Source organism: Yinghuangia sp. YIM S10712 (assembly GCF_051388935.1).
Classification (GTDB): Bacteria; Actinomycetota; Actinomycetes; order Streptomycetales; family Streptomycetaceae; genus Yinghuangia.
Genome location: NZ_JBPKBI010000004.1, coordinates 196,828 through 208,080, shown reverse-complemented (window position 1 = coordinate 208,080; position 11,253 = coordinate 196,828). Strand labels below are relative to the sequence as shown.

12 protein-coding genes are annotated in these 11,253 nt (G+C 71.2%); 10 read left to right on the top strand and 2 right to left on the bottom strand.

Annotated elements, in window-relative coordinates:
- Nucleotides 1-115 precede the first annotated feature (115 nt).
- A complete protein-coding gene (locus ACRX5W_RS12875; RefSeq protein WP_436788201.1) occupies nucleotides 116-1,195 on the bottom strand; it encodes a LacI family DNA-binding transcriptional regulator in 1,080 nt (359 codons plus the stop codon).
- A 235-nt stretch (nucleotides 1,196-1,430) separates the two neighbouring features.
- Between ACRX5W_RS12875 and ACRX5W_RS12870 the strand changes: the two genes are divergently transcribed.
- The 4 genes from ACRX5W_RS12870 (at nucleotide 1,431) to ACRX5W_RS12855 (ending at nucleotide 5,634) form a co-directional block, all read left to right on the top strand.
- Nucleotides 1,431-2,660, top strand: a complete 1,230-nt coding sequence (locus ACRX5W_RS12870) for an MFS transporter (protein WP_436788200.1) — start codon at nucleotides 1,431-1,433, stop codon at nucleotides 2,658-2,660.
- A gap of 9 nt (nucleotides 2,661-2,669) precedes the next feature.
- Entirely contained in the window at nucleotides 2,670-4,031 is a 1,362-nt protein-coding gene (pafA, locus tag ACRX5W_RS12865; protein ID WP_436788199.1) for a Pup--protein ligase, read from the top strand.
- A gap of 137 nt (nucleotides 4,032-4,168) precedes the next feature.
- Entirely contained in the window at nucleotides 4,169-5,164 is a 996-nt protein-coding gene (locus ACRX5W_RS12860) for an FKBP-type peptidyl-prolyl cis-trans isomerase (protein WP_436788198.1), read from the top strand.
- A gap of 92 nt (nucleotides 5,165-5,256) precedes the next feature.
- Complete coding sequence (locus tag ACRX5W_RS12855; RefSeq protein ID WP_436788197.1) at nucleotides 5,257-5,634, top strand: FKBP-type peptidyl-prolyl cis-trans isomerase; 378 nt, start codon at nucleotides 5,257-5,259, stop codon at nucleotides 5,632-5,634.
- Nucleotides 5,635-5,755: 121 nt separating this feature from the next.
- On the opposite strand, the gene ACRX5W_RS12850 is transcribed toward ACRX5W_RS12855, so the two are convergent.
- A complete protein-coding gene (locus tag ACRX5W_RS12850; protein ID WP_436788196.1) occupies nucleotides 5,756-6,871 on the bottom strand; it encodes a DUF3866 family protein in 1,116 nt (371 codons plus the stop codon).
- A 260-nt stretch (nucleotides 6,872-7,131) separates the two neighbouring features.
- Between ACRX5W_RS12850 and ACRX5W_RS12845 the strand changes: the two genes are divergently transcribed.
- The 6 genes from ACRX5W_RS12845 (at nucleotide 7,132) to tatC (ending at nucleotide 11,066) form a co-directional block, all read left to right on the top strand.
- Nucleotides 7,132-8,151, top strand: a complete 1,020-nt coding sequence (locus ACRX5W_RS12845; RefSeq protein ID WP_436788195.1) for a helix-turn-helix transcriptional regulator — start codon at nucleotides 7,132-7,134, stop codon at nucleotides 8,149-8,151.
- The gene (locus tag ACRX5W_RS12840) at nucleotides 8,148-9,104 is read left to right on the top strand and encodes a helix-turn-helix transcriptional regulator (protein WP_436788194.1); all 957 of its coding nucleotides are present in this window, start codon (nucleotides 8,148-8,150) and stop codon (nucleotides 9,102-9,104) included. The genes ACRX5W_RS12845 and ACRX5W_RS12840 overlap by 4 nt, the downstream gene beginning before the upstream one ends.
- 95 nt (nucleotides 9,105-9,199) lie before the next feature.
- Nucleotides 9,200-9,403 carry a hypothetical protein gene (locus ACRX5W_RS12835; RefSeq protein WP_436788193.1) on the top strand — a complete coding sequence of 68 codons (204 nt, stop codon included), beginning with the start codon at nucleotides 9,200-9,202 and terminating at the stop codon, nucleotides 9,401-9,403.
- 34 nt (nucleotides 9,404-9,437) lie between these two features.
- Nucleotides 9,438-9,623, top strand: coding sequence for a hypothetical protein (locus tag ACRX5W_RS12830; RefSeq protein WP_436788192.1), 186 nt, complete (start codon nucleotides 9,438-9,440; stop codon nucleotides 9,621-9,623).
- 157 nt (nucleotides 9,624-9,780) lie between these two features.
- Nucleotides 9,781-10,068 (top strand): Sec-independent protein translocase subunit TatA, encoded by a 288-nt coding sequence (tatA, locus tag ACRX5W_RS12825; RefSeq protein WP_436788191.1) that lies wholly within the window; start codon nucleotides 9,781-9,783, stop codon nucleotides 10,066-10,068.
- A gap of 41 nt (nucleotides 10,069-10,109) precedes the next feature.
- Nucleotides 10,110-11,066 (top strand): twin-arginine translocase subunit TatC, encoded by a 957-nt coding sequence (gene tatC / locus ACRX5W_RS12820; RefSeq protein ID WP_436788190.1) that lies wholly within the window; start codon nucleotides 10,110-10,112, stop codon nucleotides 11,064-11,066.
- Nucleotides 11,067-11,253: the final 187 nt, after the last annotated feature.

Here is an 11,253-nt window from a genome sequence, read left to right as displayed (position 1 = left end):
CCCCCCCCCGCTCCCCCCCCCGTCCGCATGTCCGGGCCCGGGCGGATGCCCTCTGTGGGGAACTCCGGCGGGTGGTGAGCGGTGAGCCTGTTCCGCGGGAGTGTTCGAACTGCCGTCAACCGGTGGGCGGTGGGGGTGCGGTTGATCGCCGAATGACCAACTCGCCGGGCAGAGAGGTGTCCTGGGGGCGCCGACCGTCGAGAAGGTCGAGGAGCGCGCTCATTCCGGCCGCACCGAGTCGGTGCGCGGGCAGGCGCACGGTGGTGAGTTCGGGCTCGATGACGGTGGCGATCAGCAGGTCGTCGAAGCCGGTCACGGAAATGTCCTCGGGGATGCGCAGGCCGCGGGCGCGGACGGCTTTGTAGGCGCCGGCGGCGAGGACGTCGTCGTCGCATACGAGTGCGGTGGGCGGGTGCGCGGCGTCGAGGAGCGCGTGGGCGGCTCGGGCCGCGTCGTGGACGGTGAACGCGGTTCGGGCGGTTGTGGTTCGGGTGCCGGGCATGCCGTGGAGTGCGGCGCGGTAGGCGTTTTCGCGGGCGGTGAAGGTCCACGTGTCGATGTCGGGGACGAGGCGGCCGAAGCGCCGGTGGCCGAGGCCGAGGAGGTGGGTGGTGAGGTCGTGCATGCCGGCGGCGACGTCGGCGTTGACGGTGGGGGGGCCGGCGCCTGGTTCGCTGTCGAGCATGACGAGGGGGAGGTCGGGGTTGGGGCTTGTGGTGGCGAGGAGTTCGGCGAGGGACTCGTAGGCCATGGAGGAGGCCAGCACGGCGTCGAGGGCGGTGTGTGCGGCGGCGAAGGGGCTGGCGAAGGGGGCGCGTTCGGTTCCGGCTTCGACGGGTGAGGGGAACACGACGACCGCGAAGTCCCGCAGTGCGGCTGCCTCGGAGGCTCCGGTGTGGACGGCGCCGAAGAACGGGTTGGTGAGGGCGGGGACCACGAGGAGGACCGTGCGTGTGGTCCCGAGGCGCAGGTGGCGGGCGGCCTGGTTGGGGCGGTAGCCCAGGGCGGCGCTGGCTTCGTTGACGGCGCGTACCGTGCGCTCGGAGACGCGGCCGGGCCATTTGCCGGCGTGTACCAGGGACACCGTCGATTGCGAGACACCGGCGAGTTTCGCGACGTCTTTGCTGGTGGGCCGGGTGGCGGTGCGTTCGTGTTTTGCGGCGGCGGGGTCCGCCGGCGGGCCGGTGGGGGGCACGGTGACGGCGTTCCCTTCGTGCGGGCCGCGGCGGGTGCCGCGGCCGGTCGGGTTCCTGCGGCCACTGTAGGCGCGTGGTCGCGGGCGTGAGTGTGCCGGATTCGGGTTGCCCCGGGCACGGACGAGGGGCCAGACTGGCGTCAGTCATACGTATGACTTCGCTGTTGACTGCAAGCACCGATTGACGCGTGTCGCGCGCGAGCACGCGCCCAGGGGAGAAGGCGGCTGTCGGCCCATGCGCATATACGCGGACCTCTTCAGGGCCCGGTACGCGGCCCGACTGCTCGGCGGCACCCTCCTCGGGCGCCTGCCTAACGGCATGGGGGCGTTGGCGATCCTGTTGCTCGCGCGGGCCGACGGAGCGGGCTACACGCTTGCCGGCGCGCTGTCCGCGCTGTCAGGTCTGGCGAGCGCGCTCGGGCAGCCCGTGCTGGGCCGCCTGATGGACCGGGGCGGACAGACGCGCGTGCTGCTCGGCGGGGCGCTGGTCTCGGCGGCCGGGTACACCGTGTTCGCCGTCGTGGGCGTATACCCCGTCGTGCTGGCGTTCGCGGCGGTGTTGGTCGCAGGATTCGCGACGCCACCGCTGGAGTCGGGCCTGCGGGCGCTGTGGCCGTCGGTGCTGCGGCCGGACCAGGTGCACGCGGCGTACGCCTTGGACGCGGCGGCGCAGGAGATCCTCTTCACCGCGGGCCCGCTGCTGGTGGTCGTCGTCGCGGCGGTGTCGTCGGAGGCGGTCGCGGTCGTGGTGACGGGACTGCTGGGCATCGCGGGGACGCTGGTCGTGGCGTCGAGTCGGCCGTCGCGCGCGTGGCGGGGCGAGGACCACGTGCGGCACTGGGCGGGGCCGTTGCGGTCGTCGGGGCTGCGGGTGCTGTTGTTGTCGCTGACGCTGACCGGGACGGCGCTCGGGGTCCTGAGCGTCGCATCGGTCGCCTATGCGGACGCCCGAGGGTCGGACGTGTGGGCGGGCGTGATCATGGCGGTGATGTCGGCGGGTGCCTTTGCAGGAGGGGTGGCCCACGGCGCGCGTCCTTGGGTGCGCCCGGCGCGGGACCGGCTGCCATGGCTCATGGGCTGTCTGACGGTGTGTTACCTGCCGTTGGTGTGGGCTCCCGGGCCCGCCGTGATGGTGGTGCTCGCGGCGGTGTCGGGTCTCTTCCTGGCGCCGGTCATCGCGTGCACGTTCGCGCTGGTCGACGAGCTCGCGCCGGCGGGCACGGTCACCGAGGCCTTCGCCTGGGTGGTCGCGGCGTTCGGGACCGGTGCGGCGGCCGGCACCGCGGTGGCCGGCCTGGTCGGCGAAGCGGGCGGTGTGCGTTGGGCGTTCGCCGTCGCGGGAGCGGGCGCGGCGCTCGGGACGCTGCTGTTGGTCGCCGGACGCCGCACGCTCGCGCCGAAGAAGATCGACATCGAGGGAACGAGCACGCTCGAGTTGTCCCGGAACGGCACGTCAGCGGCGTAATGTTGGTTCATGGACCGCCGAATCTTCGGGCTTGAGAACGAATACGGGGTCACCTGCACGTTCCGTGGGCAGCGCAGGCTGTCACCGGACGAGGTGGCGCGGTATTTGTTTCGCAGAGTCGTCTCGTGGGGCCGAAGCAGCAACGTCTTCCTACGCAATGGGGCCAGGCTGTATCTGGATGTGGGCAGCCACCCCGAATACGCAACGCCGGAGTGCGACTCCGTGCCCGAACTGGTCGTGCACGACAAAGCGGGTGAGCGCATCCTCGAAGGCCTGCTCGTGGACGCCGAGCGGCGCCTGCACGAGGAGGGCATCGCCGGTGACGTCTACTTGTTCAAGAACAACACCGACTCCGCGGGGAACTCGTACGGCTGCCACGAGAATTACCTGGTGGCCCGGCACGGCGAGTTCTCCCGTCTGGCCGACATCCTCATCCCGTTCCTGGTGACCCGTCAGATGCTGTGCGGCGCGGGCAAAGTCCTGCAGACGCCGCGCGGTGCGGTGTTCTGCGTGAGCCAACGCGCGGAACACATCTGGGAGGGCGTCAGCTCCGCGACGACGCGTTCGCGGCCGATAATCAACACCCGCGACGAACCGCACGCCGATGCCGAGCGCTACCGGCGACTGCACGTGATCGTCGGTGACTCCAACATGGCGGAGCCGACCACGCTGCTCAAGGTCGGGGCGACCGACCTGGTGCTGCGGATGATCGAGGCCGGCATGGTCATGCGGGACCTGACCCTGGAGAACCCGATCCGGGCGATCCGCGAGGTCAGCCACGACATGACCGGGCAGCGCAAGGTGCGTCTGGCCAACGGCCGGGAGGCCTCGGCGCTGGAGATCCAGCTCGAGTACCTGACCAAGGCCATGGACTTCGCGGACCGCCGGGGCATCCGTACCGGCACAGTGCAGCAGGTGCTGGACCTGTGGGAGCGGACGCTGACGGCGGTGCAGACCGGGAACCTCGACCTGGTCGGCCGGGAGATCGACTGGGTGATCAAGTACCAGTTGATCGAGCGGTACCGGGAGAAGCACAATCTGCCCATGGCCTCGCCGCGCGTGGCGCAGATCGATCTCGCGTACCACGACATCCACCGCCGGCGCGGGCTGTACTACCTGATGGAACGACGCGGCCAGATCGACCGCGTGGGCCAGGACGTGCGCATCTTCGAGGCCAAGTCGGTGCCTCCGCAGACCACGCGCGCCCGGCTGCGCGGCGAGTTCATCAAGAAGGCACAGGAGCAGCGCCGCGATTTCACGGTCGACTGGGTGCATCTGAAGCTCAACGACCAGGCGCAGCGGACGGTGTTGTGCAAGGACCCGTTCCGAGCGGTGGACGACCGTGTGGAGAAGCTCATCGCGAGCATGTAGGCCGCTTCTCGGTGGGGACCGGTGTCGTCCGGTCCCCGCCGTCGCGCGGGCCGGCTGCGGCGTTCGTCTTCACACGATTCCGACTCGGGATGCCCGTAGAGTGTCCGGGTCTTGTCGGCTCGTGTCAGAGGATTCCCGTGCGCCGTCTCGCTGCGCTGCTGATTGTTCCCGCCCTCACCCTCGGCGCCGCGGCGTGCGGCGACGACGAGGGCGGGGGAAGCGATCCGTCCCCCACGGCGTCGTCGAGCGCGCCACCTCGTTCCGCGGGGTTGAGCACGACGAGCGCCGCGACGGCCAACCCCGCCTTCGGGCAGGCGCCCGACCTCAAGATCCCGGACGGCCCGCCGCCGACCGGCCTGGGCGCCCAGGTGCTGACCGAGGGGACAGGCGCCGTGGTCAGCGCCCAGGATCTGGTCAACGCCAACTACGAGGGCGTGTCGTGGAGCACCAAAAAGGTGTTCGACAGCTCGTTCGAACGCGGTGAGCCTGCCGAGTTCTACCTCGAAAGCGTCATCAAGGGCTGGACGCAGGGGCTGGCCGGCAAGAAGGTCGGCAGCCGCGTGCTGCTGACGATCCCGGGCGACCTGGGTTACGGCGCGGCCGGCAAGGACCCGGACATCAAGTCCAACGAGACGCTGGTGTTCGTCGTCGACATCATCGGGACGCGGCCGGGCTACGCCACCGGCACGCCGGTGGCCCCCAACCCCGACCTGCCGACGGTGACCACCGACGGCAACAAGGTCGTCGGCCTGACGTTCCCCGCCGGCAAGGCCGCGCCGACGGCGCTTGTGTCGCAGCCGCTCATCGAGGGTGCCGGGGCGCCGGTCGGCGGTACCGACCAGGTCGAGGTCCAGCTCCTTCAGTGGCTGTGGGGTTCGCCGACGATGCTCGGCTCCACGTGGGGCGGCAGCGGACCGACCGCGCTGCCGCTCGGGCAGGCGGACGCGACCCCGGTCATGCAGTCGATCACCGAGGCGCTGACCGGCAAGAAGGTCGGCAGCCGCGTGATGGTCGTGATGCCGCCGGACCGCGGTTTCGGCGCGGCGGGCGACCCTTCGCAGAACATCCCGGCGAACTCGACGTTCGTGGTGGTCGTGGACATCGTCAAATCCGGCCCTGCGACGACATCTTGACGGCTCGTCCGGCGGGGCGTGCGACGACCGTCGGTGCGTGAGCTGAAAGAGTGTCCGTCGACAGTGGTCACGTATCAAGGAGCGGTTCCGCGATGAGCAGCAACGAGAAGCCCGAGATCGACTACCCCGGCGGTGAGCCGCCGACGGCGCTGGAGGTCACGGACATCTGGGAGGGCCAGGGCGAGGTGGCCCAGGCCGGCCACACCGTCCAGGCGGACTACGTCGGCGTCGCCTTCTCCACCGGCGAGGAGTTCGACGCGAGCTGGAACCGCGGTCAGCCGCTGGAGTTTCCGCTCGGTGCCGGGCGCGTCATCGCGGGCTGGGACCAGGGCATCCAGGGGATGAAGGTCGGCGGCCGGCGGAAGCTGGTCATCCCGCCGCACCTGGCGTACGGCGACGCGAGCCCGTCGCCCAAGATCAAGCCGGGCGAGACGCTGATCTTCGTCGTGGACCTGCGCGGAGTGCGCTGATCCGAACCCGGAGTCAAGGGTGGGGCGGTGTCCTTGCGGGGGCGCCGTCCCACCGGCGTTGTTGCGGGGGATCGCCGCCGGGCACCGCTGGTCACCTGCGCATGCTGCCGGTCACAGCCGGTCACAGCCGGTCGTCGGCCGGGAGACCGGCTGGGAGACCGGCCGGGAGAAGCGATGCCGCGTGGCGCCCCGCGGCGGCCGAGGCGAGGAAGTGCGCGTGGTCCGCGTCGAGGCCGCGGCCCATCGTGGACAGCTTCACCGGGACGGCGCGCAGCGCCTCGTCGAGGCCGTCGGTCGGGACGGTGACGACGTTGTGGCGGGTGCGCAGCGCAACGGCGTCGGAGGCGAGCCGGCTCGCGAGGGGTTCGCCGACGGCCGGCACGACGACGTCGGCCGGGGCCAGCGCGACGCGTCCATAGGCGGTGAGGCTGTGGTGCGAGATGCCCCGGTGGCGTTCGCGCGGGTCGGCGTCGGAGATTCGCAGGGCCGCCACGGGCCGGCCGCCGAGCGCCGCGACGGCGTTGACCGCCTCGCCCGCCGCGACGCCGGAGAAACCCCAGCGGGTGTCCGTGCCCAGGTTGCCCGGTCCCTGGGTGACCACCGCGATGTCGGCGTGCAGGACGTGCCGGGCCGCGAGCAGCCCGGTGTGCACGGTCACGGCCTCCAGGTCGCCGCCCATGGCCTGGCCGGTGGTGACGGTGCCGGTCAGCCAGTGGGCGTCGCGCAGCGCTGCGACCGTCATCGAGAACCAGGCGGGCAGCGCGCCGCCGTCGGTCATGACGTACGCGATCCGGGCGCCGGGGCGCGCGGCACGTACACCGGCGCACACCGCGGGCAGCGCCGAGTGGAGGTCGGCGACGACGACGGGCATCGCGTCCAGGTCGTCCGCGTCGCGCAGGAGGCCGTGGTGGGGGGACTCCTGCTCGTCGGCGCCCAGGACGACGGCCTGCAGCGGCGTGTAGCGGCCTTTGACCAGGTGGCCGGGGCCGGGGGGAGGGTCCTTGGGCAGGCGCTCGGGCAGGGCTACGACGAAGGCGTAGCCGCCGGTTCCCAGCCCCATGGACTGCGCGGTGGTGTTGAGGAGGACGACGTCGCCGACTTCCGGCCGCCCGACCAACTCGGGGTAAGCGAGCGCCCGGACGGGCTCCGCCGCGCCTTCTTGACGCACCGTCAATTCCACGGCGCCGCGCCACTCGCGCCGGATGCCGAGGACCTCACCGCGCCGCCACGTGATCACGGTCGGCGAGGCTAGTGGACAACCGAGTGCGGAGGCGAGTCCCACGACCGGATCATGAACAGCGGTCGGGCCCGGGTCCGTCGGGGCCCGACTCGGCGGCGGGCCGGTCAGCGGGCGTGTCGCCGGCCTTGTCACCGGGCGGACGCGGAGCGCGCGGACGCGGTACGGTCGGGGCGGAACGCGCGGCGGCTTCCCCCGGATGGGCCCGGGAGGCGTGCCCTGCCGCGCGACACGGGACAGTGAGCCAAGGGGCGGAACGGATGGCGATCCCCAAGCAGGAGCGGTTGGTGAGTCTGGTCATGTGCCTGCTCGCCGCGCGCCGGTACGTCACGAAGGAGGAGCTGCGGTCGTCGATCGAGTCGTACCGCCTGTGCACCTCCGACGAGGCCTTCGACCGGATGTTCGAGCGGGACAAGGACGACGTACGCGAGCTCGGGTTCACCATCGAGACCGGTGCGAACGACCCGCTCGTCGAGTCCGCCGACGGCTACCGGATCCGCCCCGAGCACAACGCGCTCCCGCCCGTCGACCTCGACCCCGAGGAAGCCGCGGCGCTGGCGCTCGCCGCGGGCGCGTGGCAGCAGTCGTCGCTGTCGGGGGCCGCGACGGGCGCCCTGTACAAGCTCAAGGCCGCCGGCGTCGAGATCGACACCGCACCGCTCACCTCCGTCGAACCCCGCGTCGCCGCACGCGAGCCCGCGTTCGGGCCGCTGTTGGAGGCGCTGCGCACTCGCCGTCCCGTGCAGTTCACCTACCGCGGGTCGGGCGCTTCCGAGGCACGCCAGCGCGTGGTCGAGCCGTGGGGCATGAGTTGCTGGCGGGGCCGCTGGTATCTGGTGGGCTGGGCGCGCGACCGCGGCGAGCAGCGCGTGTTCCGCCTGGAGCGGGTGCTCGACAAGCCGAAGCCGCGCATTCTGCGCGAAGAGCTGCGCGCCCCGGTCCCGGCGAGCGTCGACATCCGCGCGCAGGTGGCCCGGTTCGCGGGGGAGGGCGGGGAAGGCACCGCCCGCATCCGGCTGCGCTCCGGGGCCGGATTCCCGTTGCGGGCGCGGGCGTCCGCGGTCAAGCAGGTCGACGAGGCCTGGGACGAGCTGGAGTTGCCGTACGGGCACGGGCTGCACAGCTGGCTCGCGGAGTTCGGCACGGATGTGGTCGTGCTGGACCCGCCGGAGCTGCGGTCCGCGGTGGTACGCCAGTTGCGTGCCGCGGCAGGACTTCCGGTCGACACTGACGCGGACCCGAGCGAGACCCTGAGCGACGCGAGTGAGGTGCGCGCATGAGCAACGCCCTGGACGACACGCGTCGCCTGCTGTCGCTGGTCGCGTACCTGCGTGAGCGCCCCGGCGCGCGGCTGGAGGACGTCGCGCGCGCGTTCGGTCACGAAATCGACGCCATCGAGGCCGATTTGGGCACGCTGCACATGTGCGGCACCAGCTTCATGGCCGACGACCTCCTCGAACCCCATGTGGACGCCGATGGTCGGGTGTGGCTCGACAACGCCGACGCCCCGGTGCGTCCGGTGCGGTTGGCCCCGCACGAGGCGCTGACTCTCCTGGTCGCCCTGCGCGCGCTCGCGGGGCTGTCCGGGCTGCGCGACCGCGACCGCGAGGCGCTCGGCCGGGTCACCGCGAAGCTTGAGGACGCCGCGGGCGACGCCGCGCAGGCCGCCGCCCACGTCCGCGTCGAATTCGAGGCGGAGGACTCCTCGTTCGCGACGATGGACCGGGCGATCGCCGAGCAGCGAGCGCTGCGGCTGAGCTACTACGTGCCCCGGCGCGACGAGGTGACCGAGCGCATCGTGGACCCGGTGCGGCTGCTGCTGGTCGAGGGCCGCTCCTACCTGCTGGCCTGGTGCCGCACCGCCGAGGACCGCCGGCTGTTCCGGCTGGACCGGGTGGTGGCCGCGGAACTGCTCGACGACAAGTCTGCGGCGCCGACCGTCGCGCCCTTCGATCCCGCCGACGGCCTGGTGCAGCCGACTCCCGAGGACATCGAGGTGGTCCTCGAACTCGGCCCGGGTGGCCGGTGGGTGCGCGAGTACTACCCGTACGACGCTCTGGAGGAACTCCCCGACGGCGGGCTGCGGTTGACGTTGCGCACGCCGGATCCGTCGGTGGTGCGCAGGCTCGCGCTGCGGCTCGGTGAGCACGGCCGCGTCGTCGCGCCCGCCGAACTCGCCGACGACATCCGCCGGACCGCCGCAGCCGCGCTCGCGGCGTACGCGACCGCCTGACGCGCCGCGCACTTGCGCCACCCCCGCCCCGGCAGGGTCGACAAATCCGATGAGGCACGCCCCGAGGGGCGTTCAGGAGGAGTGAGGAGCGGCCTATGGCGATGTTCACGGCACGCTGCCCGGTGTGCGGACGGGTCGAGTTGACCGCCGAGCAGTTGCGGCTCGTGGTGCGCCCCGGCAAGTCGTTCTACGTTTTCCGTTGTCCCAATTGTCATGATTCGGTGCGCCGTCCGGCGGGCGAGAAGATCGTCGAGTTGCTGTCGGACGGCGGCGTCGCGTCGATGCAGGTGGCGAGCTGACGTGCGGCCAGGGGCGGCACAGTAGGGTCGGGCCATGTTCCTGTGGGTACTTCTCGCCCTCGCACTCCTCCTCTTCGTCGGCGGTGTCGCCGTTCTCGGGCGCCTGGCCTTCCGGTTGGCGGGTGACGTACGTCACCTCGGGCGTGCGGTCGGCGACGCGGCCGACCGCATCGGTCGTGCCGCGGCGGACCTCGATGACGCCCGTTCTCGCCGGTTCTGACCGGTTCGTTCTTGTGGCGCCCAGGTGTTCCGGTTGAACGTTCGGCGACGAATGGGTTCTCAAAGCGCCCGGCTTTCGCCACGATTGCGTTGCACCGGCTTAACACGGATCGGCGTACGATCGGACCCATCAACCCCCCGGTTATGAGGTAACGACTATGTTCGGCAGGCTAGGACCCACTGAGATCATCCTGATCCTGGTCATCGTTGTGCTCCTGTTCGGTGCCAAGAAGCTGCCGGACACCGCTCGGGCGCTCGGGCGCTCGATGCGGATCCTCAAGAGCGAGGCCAAGGCGATGAAGACCGACGACGCCGCCTCCGCCGGCACGGCGAAGTCCGAGGCGGGCAAGTCGGAGACCACCGAGGCGCCGCGCACGATCCAGGCCGCGCCCGGTGAGGTGTCGCAGGCGCGCCCGGTGGGCGAGCCCGACGCCAACCGCCGCTGACCTGCATCTGACGACCAGCCCCCCGGAGTCGGCCCGCCAAGGTGAGCGAACGCAAAGGGCTCTGGCGCAAGCCTGCCCGCCCACCCAAGAACGACGAGGGGCGTATGCCCCTCATGGACCACCTGCGCGAACTGCGCAACAGGCTGGTCAAATCGCTGCTGGCGATTTTGCTGATCACCGTGGTGGCGGCGTTCTACTACAAGGACGTCGCGGAGTTCCTGGTTGCCCCGGTCTGTGACCTGGACAACGTCAGCGGCGTCGGCAACAACCGCGAATGCGGCGAGGGTGTGCTCGTCCAGCAGGGCGTGCTCAACCCGTTCTCGATCATGCTGAAGGTGTCGCTCACCACCGGCCTGGTCCTGGCCGCGCCGATCTGGCTCTACCAGTTGTGGGGCTTCCTGGCGCCCGGCCTGCACAAACACGAGAAGCGGTACGCGATTTCGTTCGTCGCGCTGGGTACGCCGCTGTTCGCCGCCGGAGCCTGGTTCTCGTACACGATCCTGCCGCACGCCCTCGACGCGCTGCTCGGCTTCACGATCAGCGACGCGAACAACCAGATCCAGCTCGACGAATACCTCGACTTCGTCCTGCGCATGGTCATCGTCTTCGGCCTCGCGTGCGAACTGCCGTTGATCCTGATCCTCATGAACGTCGCCGGTTTGGTGACGGCGCGTCAGCTCGTGAGCTGGTGGCGCTGGGTGGTCATGGGCATCTTCGTCTTCGGCGCGGTGGCGACGCCGACCACCGACCCCCTGACGATGTGCCTGCTCGCGATGCCCATCACGGTCCTGTACCTGTTCGCGGTGCTGTTCTCGTGGATCAACGACAAGCGCCGCGGACGCAGCCGCAGAGCCGCCCTCGGCGGTGACGTGGACGACGACGAGGCCTCGTCCCTCGACCTCGGGCCGTCCCCGATCGAGCAGCCGGCCGCCACCGCTCCGTCGCCGCGCGACGGCAACGCGCACGAGTCCGCCATACACGCCGACGACATCACCTGAGCCGGGGCAGGCTTCGGGAACCGTCGTCGCGCATGCGCCAGTGGACTGCGGACAGGGCTTCCGCAGTCCCCGCGCACCGGGAAAACGTGATCACATCCGGCGACGCCGCCCGGTAACCTGCACGGTGAGATGCACCTCGACCCTTGCCGCGGCAGCCGCCGCGATCCCCGAGCCCCAAGCAGCGCGC